16 protein-coding genes and 1 pseudogene are annotated in these 20202 nt (G+C 71.7%); 11 read left to right on the top strand and 6 right to left on the bottom strand.

The features are described 5' to 3' along the window. Positions 1 to 41: 41 nt before the first annotated feature. The gene (locus tag ACTWP8_RS30785) at positions 42 to 1274 is read right to left on the bottom strand and encodes an ROK family protein (protein ID WP_443325361.1); all 1233 of its coding nucleotides are present in this window, start codon (positions 1272 to 1274) and stop codon (positions 42 to 44) included. 223 nt (positions 1275 to 1497) lie between these two features. Here ACTWP8_RS30785 and ACTWP8_RS30780 point away from each other — a divergent pair, with 223 nt between their 5' ends. The 3 genes from ACTWP8_RS30780 to ACTWP8_RS30770 are packed head-to-tail and all read left to right on the top strand — an operon-like array spanning position 1498 to position 5686. Continuing rightward, positions 1498 to 2301, top strand: a complete 804-nt coding sequence (locus ACTWP8_RS30780) for a sugar phosphate isomerase/epimerase family protein (protein ID WP_443325360.1) — start codon at positions 1498 to 1500, stop codon at positions 2299 to 2301. Further along, complete coding sequence (locus ACTWP8_RS30775; RefSeq protein ID WP_443325359.1) at positions 2298 to 3695, top strand: MGH1-like glycoside hydrolase domain-containing protein; 1398 nt, start codon at positions 2298 to 2300, stop codon at positions 3693 to 3695. The genes ACTWP8_RS30780 and ACTWP8_RS30775 overlap by 4 nt, the downstream gene beginning before the upstream one ends. Positions 3696 to 3700: 5 nt before the next feature. Continuing rightward, a complete protein-coding gene (locus tag ACTWP8_RS30770; RefSeq protein WP_443325358.1) occupies positions 3701 to 5686 on the top strand; it encodes an amylo-alpha-1,6-glucosidase in 1986 nt (661 codons plus the stop codon). Between the two features lie 170 nt (positions 5687 to 5856). On the opposite strand, the gene ACTWP8_RS30765 is transcribed toward ACTWP8_RS30770, so the two are convergent. Further along, on the bottom strand, positions 5857 to 6120 hold the full coding sequence (locus tag ACTWP8_RS30765; protein WP_443325357.1) for a UBP-type zinc finger domain-containing protein: 264 nt from the start codon (positions 6118 to 6120) through the stop codon (positions 5857 to 5859). A 20-nt stretch (positions 6121 to 6140) separates the two neighbouring features. Continuing rightward, the gene (locus ACTWP8_RS30760) at positions 6141 to 6575 is read right to left on the bottom strand and encodes a hypothetical protein (RefSeq protein ID WP_443325356.1); all 435 of its coding nucleotides are present in this window, start codon (positions 6573 to 6575) and stop codon (positions 6141 to 6143) included. A gap of 182 nt (positions 6576 to 6757) precedes the next feature. On the opposite strand from ACTWP8_RS30760, the gene ACTWP8_RS30755 reads away from it, so the two are divergent. The 4 genes and pseudogenes from ACTWP8_RS30755 to grpE all read left to right on the top strand — a co-directional run. Next, a complete protein-coding gene (locus ACTWP8_RS30755) occupies positions 6758 to 7930 on the top strand; it encodes an LLM class flavin-dependent oxidoreductase (protein WP_443325373.1) in 1173 nt (390 codons plus the stop codon). A gap of 10 nt (positions 7931 to 7940) precedes the next feature. After that, on the top strand, positions 7941 to 8213 hold the full coding sequence (locus tag ACTWP8_RS30750) for a hypothetical protein (protein WP_443325355.1): 273 nt from the start codon (positions 7941 to 7943) through the stop codon (positions 8211 to 8213). 202 nt (positions 8214 to 8415) lie between these two features. After that, positions 8416 to 10299 (top strand): molecular chaperone DnaK, encoded by a 1884-nt coding sequence (gene dnaK / locus ACTWP8_RS30745; protein ID WP_443325354.1) that lies wholly within the window; start codon positions 8416 to 8418, stop codon positions 10297 to 10299. Further along, positions 10296 to 10877 (top strand): annotated as a pseudogene (gene grpE / locus ACTWP8_RS30740) (nucleotide exchange factor GrpE); the annotation flags it as partial. The gene dnaK and the pseudogene grpE, both read left to right, overlap by 4 nt. Positions 10878 to 10885: 8 nt before the next feature. On the opposite strand, the gene ACTWP8_RS30735 reads toward grpE, so the two are convergent. The 3 genes from ACTWP8_RS30735 to ACTWP8_RS30725 form a co-directional block, all read right to left on the bottom strand. Next, complete coding sequence (locus ACTWP8_RS30735) at positions 10886 to 12061, bottom strand: acyltransferase family protein (RefSeq protein WP_443325353.1); 1176 nt, start codon at positions 12059 to 12061, stop codon at positions 10886 to 10888. Between the two features lie 90 nt (positions 12062 to 12151). Continuing rightward, a complete protein-coding gene (locus tag ACTWP8_RS30730) occupies positions 12152 to 13915 on the bottom strand; it encodes an ABC transporter ATP-binding protein (RefSeq protein ID WP_443325372.1) in 1764 nt (587 codons plus the stop codon). A gap of 246 nt (positions 13916 to 14161) precedes the next feature. After that, a complete protein-coding gene (locus ACTWP8_RS30725; RefSeq protein WP_443325352.1) occupies positions 14162 to 15802 on the bottom strand; it encodes an FAD-dependent oxidoreductase in 1641 nt (546 codons plus the stop codon). Positions 15803 to 16023: 221 nt separating this feature from the next. Here ACTWP8_RS30725 and ACTWP8_RS30720 point away from each other — a divergent pair, with 221 nt between their 5' ends. The 4 genes from ACTWP8_RS30720 to ACTWP8_RS30705 all read left to right on the top strand — a co-directional run bounded on the left by ACTWP8_RS30720 (position 16024) and on the right by ACTWP8_RS30705 (position 20189). After that, complete coding sequence (locus tag ACTWP8_RS30720; RefSeq protein ID WP_443325351.1) at positions 16024 to 17142, top strand: SchA/CurD-like domain-containing protein; 1119 nt, start codon at positions 16024 to 16026, stop codon at positions 17140 to 17142. Positions 17143 to 17242: 100 nt separating this feature from the next. Further along, positions 17243 to 17677 (top strand): cupin domain-containing protein, encoded by a 435-nt coding sequence (locus tag ACTWP8_RS30715; RefSeq protein ID WP_443325350.1) that lies wholly within the window; start codon positions 17243 to 17245, stop codon positions 17675 to 17677. Continuing rightward, positions 17674 to 18942: a beta-ketoacyl-[acyl-carrier-protein] synthase family protein gene (locus tag ACTWP8_RS30710; protein WP_443325349.1), complete on the top strand. Its 1269-nt coding sequence runs from the start codon at positions 17674 to 17676 to the stop codon at positions 18940 to 18942. The genes ACTWP8_RS30715 and ACTWP8_RS30710 overlap by 4 nt, the downstream gene beginning before the upstream one ends. After that, positions 18939 to 20189, top strand: coding sequence for a ketosynthase chain-length factor (locus ACTWP8_RS30705; RefSeq protein ID WP_443325348.1), 1251 nt, complete (start codon positions 18939 to 18941; stop codon positions 20187 to 20189). Before ACTWP8_RS30710 ends, ACTWP8_RS30705 begins: the two co-directional genes overlap by 4 nt. The last annotated feature ends 13 nt before the right edge of the window (positions 20190 to 20202 follow it).

The raw sequence follows: 20202 nt of genomic DNA, 5'->3' as shown, positions 1-20202 counted from the left end.
AGCGGAGCGAGGACTACGGCATGGTCATGGCCGACGGCGCTTTATCGCGGACCTGGCGAAAGGTGCGGTTCGCGGCTGACGCTCTCGAGCGCGGCGAGCCGGGCGTCGGCCCGGTCGGGGGCGTAGAGGTGCTCGACGACCATCGCGGCGGCCCCGGTCAGCCCCGCGCGCTCGCCGAGCGAGGAGGTGACGACCTGGAGGTTGGCGGTCGTACGCGGCATGGCGCGCTGGTAGAGGAGTTCGCGTACGCCGGTGAGGAACGGCGCCCCCGCGAGATCCCCGGCGATCATCAGCACACCCGGGTTGAGCAGGGTGACCACGGTGGCCAGCACCTCCCCCACCCGACGGCCCGCCTCCCGGGCCAGCCGGACGGCCTCGGGCCGGCCGGCCGCGAGATGCTCGCGCACCCCGGAGCCCGAGGCGGCCGGGATGCCGAGCGCGCTGAGCTGCCCGGCGAGCGCGCGGCCGCTCGCGACAGCGGCGAGGCAGCCGAACGAGCCGCACTTGCACAGGGCGTCGGTGCGGTCGGGCAGCCGGATGTGCCCGATGTCTCCCGCGCCGCCGTCGATGCCCCGGTAGATCTCCCCGCCCACCACGACCCCGGCGCCGATCCCCGTGGACACCTTCACCAGGAGGAAGGCGCCGCAGTCGCGGAATCCGGCGCGCTGCTCGGCGTACGCCATGAGGTTCGCGTCGTTGTCCAGCAGGACGGGCAGCGGGTCCGACGACACGGGGCCGACGTGCTCGGCGTAGGCCTCCCGCATGCGCCGGCGGACCGGGTAGCGGTCCCAGCCGGGCATGATCGGCGGCTGGACGACCTGCCCGGCCTCCCAGTCCACGGGTCCCGGCACGGAGAGTCCTATGCCGCAGACCTTCCCCGGCGCGGTGCCCGCCTCCGCGAGCAGTGGCCCGAACCACTCGGCGAGCCGGACCAGCACCTTGTCCGGCCCGTCCTCGAGCAGCAGGGGCTCGGTCCGCTCGGCCAGGACCGTGCCCGCGAGGTCGAAGACGGCGAGACGGGCGTGGCGGGTCTCCAGGGCCGCGGCGAGCACGACGGCGTGCGCGGCGTCGAACTCCAGCCGGGTGGAGGGGCGGCCGCCGGTCGAGATGCCGGCGCGGTCGCGCAGCCACTCCGCACGGAACAGCTGGTCGAGCCGGTGGCCGACGGTGGACCGGGACAGCCCGGTGGCCTCCTGGAGCTCGCCCCTGGTCGTGGCCTCGCCGGTGCGGATCAGCCGTAGCAGGTGGCCGGCGCTCGCCTGATTCCCCGTCATCCCGTCCTCGTCTCGTCAGCCGTCACGGCCAGGCTACGGCGAGTGCGATCGCGATCGCCCCCGACCGCGGGGAACTTCCACGTATGCCAAGTCCTCCCGCACTTACGGTCGTTGTTCAAGCATCAGAGCACTACTTTTGTATGTTGCCAAGGCATAACCTTGATATATCTTCGACGTTAAGCGAGCACCCAAACCCTCGGAGCCCCGTGTGGAACGCGTGCGCATGCCCAGGACCGCCTGCCAGGAACAGCTGCTGCCCGGCGAGAACCTCCAGCAGAAATGGGAGTTCGCGCAGGACGCGGGCTATGACGCGATCGAGCTTCGCGGGGGACCAGGCGGCTTCCGCTTCCGCGACCGGCTGCCCGAGCTGCGCCGGGCCCTCGCCGACGGAGTCGTCATGCCGACCGTCTGCGCGCAGATCCCTCAGTTCTCCGGGGCGTTCGAGGAGGAACAGCGGCGCGACGCCATCGTGCAGCTGAAGTCCCAACTCTCGGTGATCGCCGAACTCGGCGGGCTCGGCGCGCAGGCCCCCGCCTCGTACGGCATGTTCTCCCGCGGCCTGCCGCATTTCGAGCCCGCGCGGCCGGCGGACGAGGAACGGGAGGAGCTGCTCGCGGGCGTCACCGAGCTGGGCGAGCATGCGAAGCGGGAAGGCGTGGTCCTCTTCCTCGAGCCGCTGAACCGCTACGAGGACCACCTCGTCAACAGGCTCGGCCAGGCAGTGGAGTTGATCCGTACGGTCGGCATGGACTCGGTGCGGATCGGCATCGACAGCTTTCACATGAACATCGAGGAGAGCGATCCGGCCGCCGCAATCCTCGCCGCCGCGCCGTACATCGGCCATGCGCACGTGAGCGACTCCAACCGGTGCCAGCCGGGCGCCGGTCACCTCGACTGGCCGGTCTGGCTCGGTGCGCTGGACGCGGCGGGCTACGACGGCCATCTCACGGTCGCCTGCCGGCTGAGCGGCGATCCCGCCCAGGCCCTGCGGTCCATTCCGGCCTTCCTCCACCGGGCCGCGGCGTGACGGCCGGGCTCCTCGAATCCCATGCGACGCGGAGCCGGGACGGGGACGACGAGCGGTCGCTGGGGCGCGCCGCCACCCGCGTACTGCTGCGCAACTGGACGGGCGGAGCGACCGTGCCCTCCCGCTCGCTGTATCCGCACCAGTGGAGCTGGGATTCCGCGTTCATCGCGATCGGGCTGCGGCACGTCTCGCCCCGCCGGGCGCAACGGGAGCTGGAGACGCTGCTCGGCGCCCAGTGGGGCGACGGCCGGATCCCGCACATTGCCTTCAATCCGGCCGTGCCGCTCGACGCCTACTTCCCCAGCCCCGACTTCTGGCGCTCCTCGGAGGCGGGGCGGGGTGCAGGCGCGCCGCACTCCACCGAGACTTCCGGCATCGTGCAGCCGCCGGTCCACGCGCTGGCCGCCTGGCTGGTGCACCTGGCGGACCCGGCGGAGTCCCGGCGCCGCGGCTTCCTGCCCCGGGTCTTTCCGCGGCTCGCCGCCTGGCACCGCTATCTGACGGGCCGTCGGGACCTCGGCGGCCACGGACTCGCCGCCGTCGTCCACCCCTGGGAGCCGGGCCTGGACAACAGCCCGAGCTGGGACGCCCCGCTGCGGCGCGTCGAGCCCGCGCCGGACAGCTCGTTCCGCCGCGCCGACCTCGCCCACAGCCCGGCCGCCGACCGCCCCACCGACCTCGACTACGGGCGCTACGTACGGCTGGCCGCCACCTATCGCGACCACGCCTACGACGACGGGCGCACCCCGCACGCCTTCGCCGTCGAGGACCCGTCCTTCAACGCCCTGCGCATCGCCTCCGAGTACGCACTGGCGCGGATCGCGGACGCCGTGGGCGCCGACCCCGCGGGGCACCGGGAGTGCGCCCGCGTCACCACCCGCGCCTTGGTGGAGCGGCTGTGGGAGCCGGCCGCCGGGATCTTCGTCTGCCGCGATCTGCGATCCGGCCTGACCTGCCCCGACCGCACCGTGTCCGGGCTGGTGCCGCTGATCGTGCCGGACCTGCCCCGGGAGGTCGCGGACGCGTTGCTGGCGACCGCGCGCGGCGAGCACTTCGCGCTCGGGAAGGTCCATCTGGTGCCGAGCTACGACCTGTTGGGGCCGGAGTTCGACGGCAGCCGCTACTGGCGCGGGCCCAGCTGGTTCAACATGGCCTGGCTCCTGCACGGCGGGCTGCGCGCGCACGGCGAGTACGGCGAGGCGGAGCGGCTGCGCGAGACCTCTCTGACGGCCGCGCATGCCACGGACTTCGCGGAGTACGTGGACCCGTACAGCGGCGAGGGCCGGGGCATCCGCGGCTTCAGCTGGACCGCGGCCCTGGCACTTGACCTGCTGTACGCGGACCGGGACGCGCACGGCGCGTTCGGTTTACGGAATGACGAAGGGGAGGGGTGAGTGCTATGACGGGACGTCATCTGCTGGTCCACGAGGGCGCCTTCGCGATCGTGACCGACTCCGGCGACATCACGGGGGTGCGCGGCACCTCTCCTGACGGGCTGTTCGCCCGGGACGCCCGGCACCTGAGCCGCTGGCAGCTGACCGTGGACGGCGCACCGCTCGACGTGCTGGTGGCCGCCGGGCAGTCCGGGCCCCAGCGACCGCTGAGCACGGTGCTCACCCCGCCCGCCGGCCGTGACCGGCCGCCCGCGTTCACCGTCTTCCGCGAGCAGGCGGTAGGCGACCGGGCCCTGGCCGAGCGCATACGGCTGGCGAGCAACCGCCCGGAGCCGACGACGGCCCGCATCTCCCTGACCGTGGACGCCGACTTCGCGGACCAGTTCGAGCTCCGCTCCGACCACCGCTCGTACGACAAGAACGGCGCCGTACGGACCGCCGAAGCGCTGCGCGAGGGGGTGGTCTTCGGGTACGAGCGGACGGCGACGGACGAGGGTCCCGCGTGGCGTTCGCGCACGGTGGTCAGCAGCAGGCCGGCACCGGACGCCGTCCACCGGCCGTCCGAGGGCACCGAGCACACGCTGGAGTGGCACCTCGCGCTGCCCCCGCACGGCAGCGTGGCGATCCTGCTCCAGGCGTACGCGCTGCCCTCGGGAGTCCGCGGTGCGCCCCGGGCCGCGCTCCGGTCCCCGCGCGAGGTCGTGGCACGGCATTCGGCGGACCGGGCCGTCTTCATCCGTGCCACCCCCAGGCCGCGCCAACTGACCGGCTGGACCGAGCTGGCCAGCGCCTGCAAGCAGGGCCTGGCCGACCTGGCGGGCCTGCGCGTGCCGGCCGCCGGCCCCGACGGGGAGCCGCTGCGCGTGCCCGGCGCCGGTATCCCCTGGTTTCTCACCCTCTTCGGCCGCGACGCCCTGATCACCTCGCTGTTCGCCCTTCCGTACCGGCCGGAACTGGCCGCCGCCGCCCTCCCCGCGCTCGCCGCGGCCCAGGGCACGGTCCACGATCCGGCCCGTCAGGAGCAGCCCGGCCGCATCGTCCACGAGATCCGGCACGGCGAACTCGCCCGCTTCCGCCAGGTCCCGTACGGCCGTTACTACGGCGCCGTCGACGCCACCCCGCTCTTCCTCACGCTCCTCCACGCCTACACCGAGCGGACGGCCGACGACGCGCTCGCCCGCCGCCTCGAACCACAGGCCCGCGCCGCCGTCGAGTGGATGTTCCAGGACGGCGGCCTCGAGCGGCACGGCTGGCTCGTGTACTCCTCGGACGCCGAACGGGGCGGTCTGGCCAACCAGAGCTGGAAGGACTCCCCGGGCGCGATCTGTTTCAGCGACGGAAGGCCGGCGCAGGGGCCCGTCGCGGTGGCGGAGGTCCAGGGGTACGCGTACGACGCCCTGGTCCGCACCGCCGCCCTCGCCCGTAAGACCTGGGACGATCCGCACTTGGCCGACGGTCTCGAGGAGGCGGCGTTCGAGCTGCGCGGGCGTTTCTGCCGGGAGTTCTGGATGCCGCGGGCCGCCTTTCCCGCCCTTGCCCTCGATGGCGATGGCCGCCAGGTCGACGCGCTGGCATCGGACGCCGGGCACCTGCTGTGGTCCGGAATCCTCGAGGAGGCAGAGGCCGAGACGGTCGGCCGCAGGCTGCTCGAGCCGGACTTCTTCTCCGGCTGGGGCATCCGCACCCTCGCCGCGGGCCAGGCTCCGTACCACCCGCTCTCGTACCACAGGGGCTCGATCTGGCCGCACGACAACGCGCTCGTCGTCCTCGGCCTGGCCCGCTACGGGCTGCGGGAGGAGGCCCTCGCGGTGATCCGCGGGCTTGTGGAGGCGGCGGCGGTGCACGGGTGGCGGCTTCCGGAGGTGATGGCCGGGTACGGGCGCGACGAACACCCGACGCCCGTGCCGTATCCGCACTCGTGCTCCCCGCAGGCGTGGGCGGCCGCCACCCCGCTCGCCCTGCTCACTGCCTGGGCTCCCGGGCGGACCTGAGGCCGGGCCTGCCCTTCACCCCGGCGCGGGGGCGGCGGTCAGGACGGCGCGGCCTGCTGCTCCGTCGCCGTGCCCGTGCTCACGGCGGCGCAGAGCGCGAAGACGATGCCGAGTCCCGTGGACGGACCGTAGCCGCGTGCGTCCGGCGGACCGCGGATTGAGGCGAGTCGTCAGACGAGAGCCTCGTGGACGAAGCACCACCGCCAGTCCTCGCCGGGCTCGAACGAGGCGATGACGGGATGGCGGTCCTCGCTCGCGTGCCCGCGGGCGTGCCTGTGCGGCGAGGAGTCACAGCAGCCGACATGGCCGCAGGTCAGACAGAGTCGCAGATGCACCCACATGGAGCCGATCCGCAGGCAGTCCTCGCACCCCTCCGGCGTACGCGGCTCCACCTGCCGGACCATCGACAGGTGCGGATCGGGTTGCGAGATCACCCGGCGGCGTCCGGGTCAGGTCACCGGCGGCGGCGCCCGCACTGCAGCAGGCCGTCGACCAGCAGGGACACGCCGATGCCGAGCATCCAGACGTCCTTGGCCAGCGGCAGACCCTGCTCCGTCCAGCGCAGGCTGCCCTCCTGCCGCATGCCGGGCGTCCGCAGGTACAGGCCGAGGGTGCCGAGCGAGAAAGCGGTCAGGCCGGCCCCCGCGGCGGCCGCCGGGACGACGGGGAGCAGCAGAGCTCCGGCGAGCGCGAGTTCCACCCTCGAGAGGAGCCGGGTGAACCGCTCGGCGTCGAGCTTGCCGAAGAACGGGTAGGTGCCGGTGGCGAAGCCGTGCAGCTGCCCGGCGGTCGCCTCGTCCGCATCCACCTTCGACACCCCGGAGTTGAGCAGAAAGGCTCCGGCGCTGAGCCTGAGCGGAAGTTGCCGGGCCAGGGACCGTGGGTTCATGAGACCACCTCCCGTTCTCCATCCACGCTAACGGGGCAGGGCGGTACCCGCATCGGCGGCGGCCCCCGCCACGGGCCCGGCGGGAGCCCACGTCACCGCAGGTCACCGCCGGGAATAGGACGGCGCGCCGGACCGTTGAGAGCATATAGTTGAACAGGCAACTACAGGAGCTGGTGAGCACGATGCAGTTCGGGATCTTCACCGTCGGTGATGTCACGCCCGACCCCACCACCGGCAGGACCCCCACCGAGCACGAGCGGATCAAGGCCATGGTCGCCATCGCGCTCAAGGCGGAGGAGGTCGGTCTCGACGTCTTCGCGACGGGCGAGCACCACAATCCGCCGTTCGTGCCGTCCTCGCCCACGACCATGCTCGGCTACGTCGCGGCGCGCACCGAGCGCCTCATCCTCTCCACCTCGACGACGCTGATCACGACGAACGACCCCGTAAAGATCGCCGAGGACTTCGCGATGCTGCAGCACCTGGCCGACGGGCGGGTCGACCTGATGCTGGGGCGCGGCAACACCGGCCCGGTGTACCCGTGGTTCGGGCAGGACATACGGCAGGGCATCCCGCTCGCCATCGAGAACTACGCACTGCTGCACCGGCTGTGGCGCGAGGACGTCGTGGACTGGCAGGGCCGGTTCCGTACGCCGCTGCGGGGGTTCACCTCCACCCCGCGTCCGCTCGACGGGGTGCCGCCGTTCGTCTGGCACGGCTCGATCCGCAGCCCGGAGATCGCCGAACAGGCCGCGTACTACGGCGACGGGTTCTTCGCCAACAACATCTTCTGGCCCAAGGAGCACTTCCAGCGGCTGATCGACCTGTACCGGGAGCGGTACGCGCAGTACGGGCACGGTACGGCCGAGCAGGCCGTCGTCGGGCTCGGCGGCCAGGTGTTCATGCGCAGCAACTCCCAGGACGCCGTACGCGAGTTCCGCCCCTACTTCGACAACGCGCCCGTCTACGGGCACGGCCCCTCTCTGGAGGAGTTCACCGCGGACACCCCGCTCACCGTGGGCAGTCCGCAGGAGGTCATCGAGAAGACCCTGACCTTCCGGGAGTCCTTCGGCGACTACCAGCGCCAGCTGTTCCTGATGGACCACGCCGGGCTTCCGCTGAGGACCGTACTCGAGCAGCTCGACCTCCTCGGCGAGAAGGTCGTACCCGTCCTGCGCAAGGAGTTCGCCTCGGGGCGGCCGGCCGAGGTGCCGGACGGCCCGGCTCATGCCGCGCTGGTCGCCCGCCGCGACGCCGACGCCGAGGCCGCGGCCACCGCCAACGCCAACGAAGACACCGACGCCGACACCGGCGCCGTATCCGACGGCCCGGCACCGGCTCCGCGGAGCCGGTGAAGGAGGAAAGATGGAGCCGTTGAAGCTCGTGGTCGTCTCCGCCGGTCTCGGCCGACCGTCGTCGACCCGCCTGCTGGCCGGCCGGCTGGCGGAGGCGACCGGGAAACACCTGGACGGTGAGAGCCGCACGGCCGGCGTACGCGTCGTCGACAGTGGAACCCTTCGCGGGGCTCAGCCGTGCCCGGCGCGGCTAGCTGGACGACCAGGTGGCGCGGATCGGGAGATCCTGGAAGCGACACCGTGGCCGGCCATGGGCACGGTGACCGTCGGCGGACACGCCTGACCGGACATCCGCAGGCGACGCGGACTCCCCCAGCCGCCCTCGTATCCTCACTTGGCCGGACAACTTGACAATTGCCTGGTCTGGATCCTTTTCTGAATGACATAGGGGCAATCTCCGTAGCTGCAGGTCACGGCCCATCACGGTAGGTGGAACCCGCGCCCCGCACCCGGGCGCGCGGAAGGCCGTGAGGATGGGAGCTGACATGACACGCCCGGTCGGTATTGACCTCGGGACGACGAACTCGGTGGTCAGCGTCCTGGAGGGCGGTGAGCCCACGGTCATCCCGAACACCGAGGGTGCGCGGACGACCCCGTCAGTGGTCGCCTTCGCCAAGAACGGCGACGTGCTCGTCGGCGAGGTCGCCAAGCGCCAGGCCGTGACCAACGTCGACCGCACCGCCCGGTCGGTCAAGCGCCATATGGGCGAGGCGGACTGGCGGTTCCCGGACACCGGGGATGTGGACGGCAAGCGGTACACGGCGCAGGAGATCTCCGCGCGCGTGCTGCAGAAGCTGAAGCGGGACGCCGAGGCGTACCTCGGCGAGGACGTGACGGACGCCGTCGTGACCGTGCCCGCGTACTTCAACGACTCCCAGCGCACCGCCACCAAGGAGGCCGGCGAGATCGCGGGCCTCAATGTGCTGCGGATCATCAACGAGCCGACCTCTGCCGCGCTCGCCTACGGACTGGACAAGGAGAACGACCAGACCGTCCTCGTCTTCGACCTGGGCGGCGGCACGTTCGACGTCTCGCTGCTGGACATCGGCGAGGGCCTGGTGGAGGTCAAGGCGACCAACGGCGACACGCACCTGGGCGGTGACGACTGGGACCAGCGCATCGTCGACCACCTGGTGAAGCAGTTCAAGAACGCCTACGGGGTCGACCTGTCCAAGGACAAGATGGCGGTGCAGCGGCTGCGTGAGGCCGGGGAGAAAGCCAAGATCGAGCTGTCCGCCGCGACCGAGACCACGATCAACCTGCCCTACATCAGCGCCTCGTCCGAAGGCCCGCTGCACCTGGACGAGAAGCTCACCCGCTCGCAGTTCGAGCAGCTCACCGAGGATCTGCTGGAGCGCTGCAAGGGACCGTTCCACCAGGCGATCAAGGACGCCAAGATCAAGGTCTCGGACATCAACCATGTGATCCTCGTGGGCGGCTCCACCCGGATGCCCGCCGTGACCGAGCTGGTCAAGGGTCTGACCGGCAAGGACCCGCACAAGGGCGTGAACCCGGACGAGGTCGTCGCCATCGGCGCCTCGCTCCAGGCCGGTGTCCTCAAGGGCGAGGTCAAGGACGTCCTGCTGCTGGACGTCACCCCGCTGTCCCTCGGCATCGAGACCAAGGGCGGCATCATGACCAAGCTGATCGAGCGCAACACGACCATTCCGACCAAGCGGGCCGAGACCTTCACGACGGCCGAGGACAACCAGCCCTCGGTGGCCGTGCAGGTCTACCAGGGCGAGCGGGAGATCGCGGCGTACAACAAGAAGCTCGGGATGTTCGAGCTGACCGGCCTGCCCCCGGCGCCGCGGGGCGTCCCGCAGATCGAGGTCACCTTCGACATCGACGCCAACGGCATCATGCACGTCTCCGCGAAGGACCTCGGCACCGGCAAAGAACAGCGCATGACGGTCACCGGCGGCTCCGCGCTGCCGAAGGACGACATCGACCGCATGATGCGCGAGGCCGAGCAGTACGCGGAGGAGGACCACCGCAAGCGGGAGGCCGCCGAGGCCAGGAACAACGGCGAGTCGCTCGTCTACTCCACGGAGAGGTTCCTGCAGGACAACCCGGACAAGATCCCGGGCGACGTGAAGTCCGAGGTCGAGACCGCGATCGGCGAGCTGAAGGAGAAGCTCAAGGGCGAGGACACCGCGGAGATCCGCACCGCGACCGAGAAGCTCGCCGCGGTCAGCCAGAAGCTGGGCCAGGCGATGTACGCACAGGCCCAGAGCGGCACCGCGGCCGGTGCGGGCAGTGGCGCTGCCGGTGCCGGTGCAGGCTCGGAAGGCCCCGACGGCGCGAAGCCGGACGAGGACGTGGTCGACGCCGAGATCGTCGACGAGGACAAGGGAGACACGGCATGAGCACCCCGTCCGGCCCCCGGCACGGGCCAGACCGGCCCATGCCCGTCGTCCCCCGTGACCAGCGGCGTATGGGCCCGACCACCCTCCAGCCCTGGACAGCCGGCCGCGGCCGGCACCCCCGGAGTGGCCCCGCGCCGCCGTCCGCCGGAGCCGGTCCCCCGGAGGCACCGCCGGCGGCACCTCCCTCCGGCCCGCCCGGCGGGGCCCCCGGCACGGGCGGAACCGAGGACCTTCAGGCGCGGCTGGCCGAGCGCACGGCAGACCTGCAACGCGTGAAGGCGGAGTACGACAACTACCGCAAGCAGGTCCGCCGCGACCGGATGGCGGTTCGCGAGATCGCCGTGGCCAACGTGCTCCGCGGGCTGCTTCCGGTCCTCGACGCCGTCGCACTGGCCCACGATCACGGAGAGGTCACCGGGGGCTTCGCGGCCGTCACCGAGGACCTGGAATCCCGCCTGGCCGAACTCGGCCTCCAGGCCTTCGGAAAAGAGGGCGAGCCCTTCGACCCCACGCGCCACGAGGCGATCACCCGCGTGACGTCGGCCAGTGTCAGCGGCCCGACGTGCACACAGATCTTCCGCTGCGGCTACCGCGTGGGCGACCAGCTGCTGCGCCCGGCCGAAGTGGTGGTCGCAGAACCGGGCGAACCGGCCGACCCGGCTGAATCGACCGGACCGACGGAACCGGCACCCCCGGCGTCGGCATAACGGAGAGCACCGCGGCTGCTCTGAGCGCTGCGGGGGGCGGACCGGAACGCCCAGTCCAGCCGTGGTTCCACGAACGGGCGGAATGCTCTCCGTACGGGCGGGCTGCTGAGGGCCAGGGCAAGTGAGACACCGAGGACCGTGACGGCCAGTCTCCCTGCCGGGGTGTGCCAGAACTCCGGGCGGTACCAGCCCTCCCAGGCGGCTGTACGGATCACGAGACCGTGCAGCAGATACGCGTACAGCGTCCCCGCCCCGAGCGCCGTGAACCAGGTTGGTCCGCGCGGCACCCAGGCCAGGAAGGCCGCCACGAGAAGAAGCGAACAGACGAGCAGAGCCAGCGTCATCGCGGCTCCGACCGGCCAGGCCACCCGCAGTTCGCCCCAACTCTTGCTGCGGACGGCCCACTCGGAGGTCATCTGCCCCTTGGCCAGGTAGGCCACCACCACCGCTGCCCCCATCACGGGCAGTGCGGCGATCCGCGCCCACCTGGCCCGCAGCAACTCCCAGTGCTCGGGGCGCATCAGCAGACCGACCACGAAGAACGGGAGGAACTGCAGGATGCGGTCCAGGTTCAGCACGGCGCCGATCTCGTTCGCGGCGCCGAAGAGTGCGATGGCCACGGCGAGCCCCAGCGCGACGTACCACCGCATCACCAGCCATATCGGGGCGGTGAGCCGCCATACGAACAGGGCGACCAGGAACCACGTGAGATACCACGGGGACAGCAGGCTGATGTCGTTGCCGCGGTCGTCGACGGCGTTGCCGTAGAGCGTGTACGCCGTCTCGAAGATGGCGTAGGGCACCGCGATGCCTGTGATCAGCCGCTTGACCTGGCCCGGCTTGAACGTGAAGCTCCGCGAGAAGTAGCCGGAGAGCACGATGAACACCGGCATGTGGAAGCTGTAGATGAACAGATAGCCCGCCCAGACCGCCCGGCTGTCCTTGAGAGGCTGCCAGGCGTGTCCCACCACGACGAGGACCATCGCCAGCAGCTTCGCGTTGTCGAAGAACGGATCGCGCCCGCTCCCCGCCTCACGCGCCGAGCCCTCCGTCACACAACCGCCTCCCCGGATTGGCACAGGTTTCGCACCATACCTGCCATGGCCGGGCATCTGGCCGTGTTTCCGGGGGGCGTGGCGTTCGCCTCAATTTCCGGAATTTATGAACTGGGTGGCGACCAGCTCCGCGTAGAGGGGGTCCGCGGCGACGAGGTCGGCGTGGGTGCCGATGGCCCGGACGCGGCCCGTGTCCATGACCACGATGCGGTCGGCCATGGTCACCGTGGAGAGGCGGTGCGCGACGACGAGCACGGTCGTGGTGCGGGCGGCGTCGGCGACGGTGTCGCGCAGCGCGGCCTCGTTGACCGCGTCCAGCTGGGAGGTCGCCTCGTCCAGGAGCAGCAGCCGGGGGCGGCGCAGCAGGGCCCGGGCGATGGCCACGCGCTGGCGTTCGCCGCCGGAGAGCTTGGTGCCGCGATGGCCCACGAGCGTGTCCAGGCCGCTCGGCAACCGTGCAACGAGGCCGTCGAGCCGTGTCGTACGCAGGACTCGGCGCAGCTCGCCGTCGTCCGCTCCGGGTGCGCCGAGCAGGAGGTTCTCGCGCAGGGAGCCGGACAGGACGGGGGCGTCCTGTTCCACGTAGCCGATGGCGGCGCGCAGGCCGGGGATGTCCCACTGCCGGATGTCCTGGCCGTCGAGGAGTATGCGGCCTTCCGTCGGCTCGTAGAACCGCTCGATGAGGGAGAAGACGGTGGTCTTGCCCGCGCCCGAGGGGCCGACGAAGGCCGTCATGCCGCGCGGCGGGACGGTGAAGCTGACTCCGTGGTGCACCTGGGGCAGGTCCGGGCCGTAGCGGAAGTGCACGTCGTGGAAGGCGAGTTCGGCGGGCGGGGATCCGGGCGCCGGCAGTTCCGCGGGCGGGCCCTGGGGCTCGGTGGGCAGCCGATGGGCCTCCTGGATACGGGTCACGGCGGCGGCTCCGACCTGGTATTCGGTGACGGCGCCGACGAGTTCGTTGACCGGCGGCATCAGATAGAAGACGTACATCAGGAAGGCGATGAGCGTGCCGATGTCGATCGCGCCGGAGGCGACGCGGGCCCCGCCGACCGCGAGCACGGTGAGGAAGGCGATCTGGGAGGCGAGGCCCGCGGTGTTCCCCGCCAGCGCCGCCCACTTGGCCGCGCGTACGCTCGCCCGCCAGGAGTCGTGCGCCGCACGGTGGATGGCCGCTTCCTCGCGGTGCTCTGCGCCGGATGCCTTGACGGTGCGCAAGTTCCCGAGCATCCGCTCCAGCGCGGCACCCATCAGCCCGACGGACTCCTGGGCGCGTTTGCTTGCGCGGTTGATGCGCGGCACCAGGAAGCCGATGACGGCTCCGGCGAAGGCGAGCACGCCGAGGGTGACGGCGAGCAGGACCGGGTCGAGCACGCCCATCATCGCCACGGTGGCCAGGAGCGTGAGCGCCCCGGTGACGGCGCCGACGAGGGAGTCGGTCGTGACCGAGCGCAGGAGGGTGGTGTCGGCGGTCACCCGCGACATCAGGTCGCCGGGTTCGGTGTGGTCGACGGCGGGGACGCGCAACCGCAGCAGATGGGAGACCAGGCGGCGGCGTGCGGTGAGCACCACCGACTCGGCGGTCCGGCGCAGCACGTACGAACCGAGGGCGCCGATCGCGGCGTTGGCGATGACGAGGACGGTCATCAGCAGGACCGCGCCCGTCACGGCGCGTTCGGCGCCGAGATTGTCCACCAGTTGTTTGGCGGCCAGCGGCAGGACCAGGCCCGTCGCTCCGGTGAGCAGGCTCAGCAGCCCGCCCAGCAGGAGCCAGAGGCGGTAGGGGCGTATGTATCCGAGCAGCACCCGCCAGGGGGCCGGGGCCGCCGGCGGGAGAGGACCGTCCTCCGGGGCCAGGTCCCGGTCCGCGTCCGGGGACGTGGACGGGTGCAGGGACGGAGACGGAGTGGCGGTGGGCGGCGTGGCCTGCCGGGGTATCGCGTCGGACGTGGTGACGTCCTGCGGTGCGTCCACTTCGAACCTCGGATGGCTTGTCGTGACGGGTGACGAGGTGTGCGTCGCTGTCAGTGAATCACCACACGTACGAGGGCGGCGCAGCAATTTCTGCGCCGCCCTCGTAGGTCCGTCAAGAACACCGCTTGATCAGGCGCGGTTCAGCCGGAGGACCGATTCCAGGACCTCCTGGAGGGTCCGCTCCGGATCGGGCACGGGACCTTCCGCTCGCCAGGCCACGAAGCCGTCCGGGCGCACCAGGACCGCGCCGTCCTCCGCCGTCCCGTGGATCCCGGCCCAGTCCGCGCCGTCCTCGGGCGTCAGATCGTCGTCCGGCCCGGTGCCGACGCGGTAGCAGTGCAGCGGTACGTTGAGCCGCTCGGCGACGCCGAGCCCCGCCGAGTGCCAGGCGGTGCCCTCTGAGCCGGTGAGCAGGACGGGGAACCTCTCGTAGAGGTCCAGCGTCGACTCCTGCGCGCCGAACTGACGCAGCCACATGTGCGGCGCCCGGGTGCCCGGGTCACCGGTCAGCTGCATCCGCTCCGGTACGGGCGGCAGCTCGGGGTCCGTGCCGACGACCGCGCCGCGGGTGTAGCGGTAGCCGAGGGCGACCGTGAGCACACCGCTCTGCCGGCCGCCGCCCACGCCGGGCGCGGGCGCGTACCCCGGGTGGCTGTGCTCCGCGGAGCGGGCCGAGGCGCGTGCGCTGGTTGCCTGTGCCACCGGCTGACGCTCCGTCTCGTACGTCTCCAGCAGCCCTGGCCCTGCCCAGCCGCCGAGCACGGCGGCGAGCTTCCATGCCAGGTTGTGTGCGTCCTGGATACCGGTGTTGGAGCCGAACGCACCGGTGGGGGACATCTCGTGGGCGGAGTCCCCGGCGAGGAAGACCCTGCCGTCCGAGTACCGCTCCGCGACGCGCTCCGCGGCGTGCCAGGGGGCCTTGCCGGTGATCTGCACGTCGAGGTCGGGAACGCCGGTCGCTCTGCGGATGTGGTCCACGACCCGCTCGTCGGTGAAGTCCTCGAGGGTCTCCCCCTGGTCGGGGTGCCACGGCGCGTGGAACACCCACTCCTCCTGGTTGTCCACCGGAAGCAGCGCCCCGTCCGCCTCGGGGTTGGTCAGATAGCAGGCGATGAAGCGGCGGTCGCCCACCACTTCGGCGAGCCCGGGGGCGCGGAAGGTGAGGCTCACGTTGTGGAACAGGTCGCCGGGGCCCGTCTGGCCGATGCCGAGCCGCTCCCGGACCGGGCTGCGCGGGCCGTCCGCCGCGATGAGGTAGTCGGCGCGTACGGTGCGGTCCTCCCCGGACTCCCGGTTCCTGACCACCGCGGTCACGCCCTCCCCGTCCTGGTCGAAGGAGAGCAGCTCCGTGGAGAACCGCAGGTCGCCACCGTGCTTGCGGGCACAGCGGACCAGCACGGGCTCGAGGTCGTTCTGACTGCACAGGCACCACCCGGTCGGGCTGAACTTGGCGAGGCCGCCGCCCGGGTCGATCTCCTTGAACAGCCACTCCTGATCGTCCCCGGTGAGCGACCCGGCCTGGAGGATGCCGTGGTTGTCCGCCAGGACCGAAGCGGCCTCGCGGATCATCGGCTCGGCTCCGGCCACCCGGAACAGTTCCATGGTGCGCACGTTGTTTCCGCGTCCGCGGGGGTGTCTCGAGGTGCCCGGGTGCTTCTCCACCAGCATGTGCTCCACGCCGAGACGGCCCAGGAACAGCGAGGCGGACAGGCCCACCAGGGAGCCGCCCACGATGAGGACCGGCACGCGGTCTTCGACATCTCGATTCATGAAGTGCTCCAGCTCCAGCCGCCGGTACAGGACTGGAGGTTCCATGCCCGACCGGGCCCGACCCGGGGGGGGTCCGCCCACCCGTTTCACCCGGATGGCTCACAGATCTCGCGCCGCCCGTGGGAGTGAGCACACGATCGATTCCGTCACTCGGATTCCACCAGCGGTGAATGAACCGGAGGACGTGGGGGGTCACTGAAGCTCTCGAAGGAGATGCCAACATGACAACGCTGTCGGAAAGAGTGTCGCAGTCCGCCTTCGACGGCTCGAGGCTTCGGGTCGTACTGCTCCTGGACCTCCAGGACGGGGCCCAGCAGCGCTTCCTCGAAGCGTACGAGCGCCTGTGCAACCAGGTGGCGTCCGTGCCCGGTCACATCAGTGACCAGCTGTGCCAGTCGATCGAGAACCCCTCCCAGTGGCTCATCACCAGCGAGTGGGAGAGCGCGCCGCCGTTCCTCGCCTGGGTGAACAGCGAGGAGCACGTCGAGATGGTGCAGCCGCTGCACCGCTGCGTACGCGACACCCGGTCCCTGCGTTTCAGCGTGCTGCGGGAGACCCCCGAGATACCCACCTTCGCCCCCGAAGCCGCCAAGCGCCGGCTCCAGACCTCCCCCCGCGTCGGTGACGGCGTCGTCCGGCACGCCCTCACCTTCACCGTCAAGCCCGGCAGCGAGCAGAAGGTCGCGGAGATCCTGTCCGGGTACACCTCCCCGGCCGCGCGGGTCGACGACACCACGCGCCTGCGGCGCACCTCGCTCTTCATGCACGGCAACCGCGTCGTGCGGGCCATCGAGGTGCAGGGCGACCTGGTGGCCGCGCTGCGCCATGTGGCCAGGCAGCCCGAGGTCCGGGAGGTCGAGGAGGCCATCAACCCGTACCTGGAGCAGGACCGGGACCTGAACGACGAGAACTCCGCGCGGGTGTTCTTCACCCGGGCCGCACTCCCGGCGGTGCACCACGTGGGTGCGATCGGGCCGGAGCCCGGGGACCTGCGGCGGCACGCGCTGTACTACCCGGCGAGGCCGGGTTGCGGCATGGCCGTCGCACGGCTGCTGGCGCGCCAGGACGAGGTGGCCGCCCACGACCCCTCGAGCCCCGTCGCGGGCAGCACGATCTTCCAGCGTGACGACATCGTCGTCCGGCTGATCGACCTGCGGGTGCCCATCGAGCAAGAGCCGGTCCTGGCGCTCGGCGTCAGCGGGCCCCGCAAGGCGCCCGTGCTGGGCCGTCTGATCGACACGGGGGCGGACGGCGAACTGGGATCCGAGCGGGAGATCTCGCGCTTCCTCGCACGCTCCGACATGGCCCTGATCACCGATCGCCGGGCGCCGGACTCCTGAGTCACGCACCCCCGGCACACCGCACCAGACCTTCGCGGTCGCCCGGCCGTCGCGGCACCGCTCGTCGCTCTCAGCACCACGCCACCTGGAGGTAGCCATCATGACCACGCCCCGCCCACGCATCGTGGACCTCAGCGAAACCCAGCCCAACCGCAGGCGCGGCGGAGACCTGCGCGCCATGCTCACACCCAGCGCGGTGGGCGCCACGAGCGGCTTCATGGGCCTGGCCATCGTGCAGCCGGGTGAGCGCATCGGCGAGCACTACCACCCGTACTCCGAGGAGTTCGTGTATGTCGTGAGCGGCGCCCTCGAGGTTGACCTGGACGGGGAACCGCACGCGCTGCGGCCCGACCAGGGCCTTCTGATTCCCCCTCATATGCGGCACCGCTTCCGCAACGTGGGGGACACCGAGGCCCGGATGGTCTTCCACCTCGGCCCGCTGGCCCCGCGCCCCGAGCTGGGCCACGTGGACACCGAGGGTACGGAGGACACCGCACAGGCAGACCCCCCTGAACGTGCGGAGAGTGTTTCGTGACCCGCCGCGTGGCGGTCACCGGGGTCGGCGTCGTAGCCCCGGGCGGCGTGGGCATCCCGGCCTTCTGGGACCTGCTCGCGGCCGGCCGTACGGCGACGCGCGGCATCACGCTCTTCGATCCGGAGGGTTTCCGCTCGCGCATCGCCGCCGAGTGCGACTTCGACCCCGCGGCCCACGGACTCGACGCGGAGACGCGGCAACGCGCCGACCGCTACGTCCAGTTCGCGATGGTGGCCACCGACGAGGCCGTACGCGACGCCGGCCTCGACTCCGGAGCCGAGGACCCCTGGCGCATCGGGGTCTCCCTGGGCACCGCGGTCGGTGGCACCACGCGCCTGGAGCACGACTACGTCGAGGTCAGCGAGGCCGGGAAGCGCTGGGATGTGGACCACCGGCCGGCCGGACCGCATCTCCACCGGGCGTTCTCGCCCAGCGCGCTCGCCTCCGAGGTGGCCGAACAGATCGGCGCCCGGGGCCCGGTGCAGACCGTCTCGACCGGGTGCACCTCGGGGCTCGACGCGATCGGATACGCCTTCCAGGCCATCGAGGAGGGCGCGGTCGACGTGTGCATCGCGGGCGCCTCGGACTCACCGATCTCCCCCATCACGGTGGCCTGCTTCGACGCGATCAAGGCGACCTCGCCGAACAACGACGACCCGGAGCACGCCTCCCGGCCGTTCGACGCCCACCGGGACGGATTCGTCATGGGTGAGGGCGGCGCCGTGCTCGTCCTGGAGGAGATGGAACACGCCCGCGCCCGCGGTGCGCCCATCTACTGCGAGATCCGCGGCTACGCCACCTTCGGCAACGCGTACCACATGACCGGACTGACCCGGGAGGGCGTGGAGATGGCCGAGGCGATCAACCAGGCGCTCGGCCACGCCCGTATCAACGCTTCCGACATCGACTACGTCAACGCGCACGGCTCAGGCACCCAGCAGAACGACCGGCACGAGACGGCCGCGGTGAAGCGGTCGCTGGGCGCGCACGCGTACGAGGTGCCGATGAGCTCGATCAAATCCATGGTGGGCCACTCGCTGGGCGCGATAGGAGCGATAGAGGTCGTGGCCTGCACCCTGGCGCTGGACCGCCAGGTGGTGCCGCCGACGGCCAACTACGAGACGCCCGACCCGGAGTGCGACCTCGACTACGTGCCGCGGACCGCGCGCGAACTGCCGCTGCGGACCGTGCTCTCCGTCGGCAGCGGGTTCGGCGGCTTCCAGTCAGCGGTGGTCATGACCCGAGAGGGCGGGAGGACACGATGAGCTCCCAGCAGGACCGGCGTTCGGTCGTCACGGGTATCGGCGTCGTCGCCCCCAACGGGGTGAGCACGGACGCCTTCTGGAAGGCGACGCTGGAGGGGGTCAGCGTCCTCGACGCGGTGACCCGCGAGGGGTGCGAGAACCTGCCGCTGCGGGTCGCGGGCGAGGTCCGTGGATTCGACCCGGCCGGGCTGATCGAGGAGCGCTACCTCGTCCAGACCGACCGGTTCACGCACTTCGCGATGGCCGCTGCCAACCTCGCGCTGGAGGACTCCCGGCTGGGCAGCGGGGACCACGGCGGCTCGCCGTTCGCCGTCGGAGTCGTGACGGCCGCCGGGTCCGGCGGCGGTGAGTTCGGCCAGCGGGAGCTGCAGCGGCTGTGGGGACAGGGGTCGCACTACGTGGGCCCGTACCAGTCCATCGCGTGGTTCTACGCCGCCAGCACCGGTCAGATCTCGATCCGCGGCGGCTTCAAGGGACCCTGCGGAGTCGTGGCCAGCGACGAGGCCGGCGGCCTGGACGCGCTCGCGCACGCGAGCAGGACCATCAGGCGCGGCACCGACGCGGTCGTCGTCGGCGCGGCCGAGGCGCCGCTCGCGCCCTACTCCGTCGTCTGCCAGCTCGGGTACGAGGATCTCAGCACGGCCTCGGACCCGGCCCGCGCGTATCTGCCGTTCACGGACGGCGCCTGCGGATTCGTGCCCGCCGAGGGCGGCGCCATGCTCGTCGTGGAGGAGGAGACGGTGGCCCGCGAGCGCGGGGCCCGGATCCGCGCCGTTGTGGCGGGGCACGCCGCGACCTTCACCGGGGCGTCCCAGTGGCAGCGGTCCCGGGAGGGGCTGGCCCACGCGATCCGCGGCGCGCTGGAGGACGCCCGGTGCGCCCCGGAGGAGATCGACGTGGTGTTCGCGGACGCGCTCGGCGTGCCGGAGGCGGACCGGGCCGAGGCGCTGGCGATCGCGGACGCCCTGGGAGCGCACGCCCAGCGCGTACCGGTGACCGCGCCCAAGACCGGCACCGGCAGGGCGTACTGCGGCGCTCCCGTCCTGGACGCGGCCGCCGCGGTGCTCGCCATGGAGCACGACGTCGTACCGCCAACGCCCAACATCGTCGACGTGTGCCACGACCTCGATCTGGTGACCGGCCGGGCCCGCTTCGCCGAGCTGCGGACGGCGCTGGTGCTGAGCCGCGGCCTCATGGGCTCGAACGCGGCGCTCGTGCTGCGGCAGGGCACCGACACCCCCTGGTGAGAACTCTCGCGAG

The sequence above is a fragment of the Streptomyces sp. 7N604 genome, assembly GCF_052245475.1.
GTDB lineage: Bacteria > Actinomycetota > Actinomycetes > Streptomycetales > Streptomycetaceae > Streptomyces.
This window is presented reverse-complemented; position numbering and strand designations above follow the sequence as displayed.

What these genes read in the sequence shown, in the direction of transcription:
- ACTWP8_RS30785 (WP_443325361.1), bottom strand. Translation starts at nt 1,274, where the DNA reads ATGACGGGGAATCAGGCGAGCGCCGGCCACCTGCTACGGCTGATCCGC.
- ACTWP8_RS30780 (WP_443325360.1), top strand. Translation starts at nt 1,498, where the DNA reads ATGCCCAGGACCGCCTGCCAGGAACAGCTGCTGCCCGGCGAGAACCTC.
- ACTWP8_RS30770 (WP_443325358.1), top strand. Translation starts at nt 3,701, where the DNA reads ATGACGGGACGTCATCTGCTGGTCCACGAGGGCGCCTTCGCGATCGTG.
- ACTWP8_RS30760 (WP_443325356.1), bottom strand. Translation starts at nt 6,575, where the DNA reads ATGAACCCACGGTCCCTGGCCCGGCAACTTCCGCTCAGGCTCAGCGCC.
- ACTWP8_RS30755 (WP_443325373.1), top strand. Translation starts at nt 6,758, where the DNA reads ATGCAGTTCGGGATCTTCACCGTCGGTGATGTCACGCCCGACCCCACC.
- ACTWP8_RS30750 (WP_443325355.1), top strand. Translation starts at nt 7,941, where the DNA reads ATGGAGCCGTTGAAGCTCGTGGTCGTCTCCGCCGGTCTCGGCCGACCG.
- dnaK (WP_443325354.1), top strand. Translation starts at nt 8,416, where the DNA reads ATGACACGCCCGGTCGGTATTGACCTCGGGACGACGAACTCGGTGGTC.
- ACTWP8_RS30725 (WP_443325352.1), bottom strand. Translation starts at nt 15,802, where the DNA reads ATGAATCGAGATGTCGAAGACCGCGTGCCGGTCCTCATCGTGGGCGGC.
- ACTWP8_RS30720 (WP_443325351.1), top strand. Translation starts at nt 16,024, where the DNA reads ATGACAACGCTGTCGGAAAGAGTGTCGCAGTCCGCCTTCGACGGCTCG.
- ACTWP8_RS30715 (WP_443325350.1), top strand. Translation starts at nt 17,243, where the DNA reads ATGACCACGCCCCGCCCACGCATCGTGGACCTCAGCGAAACCCAGCCC.
- ACTWP8_RS30705 (WP_443325348.1), top strand. Translation starts at nt 18,939, where the DNA reads ATGAGCTCCCAGCAGGACCGGCGTTCGGTCGTCACGGGTATCGGCGTC.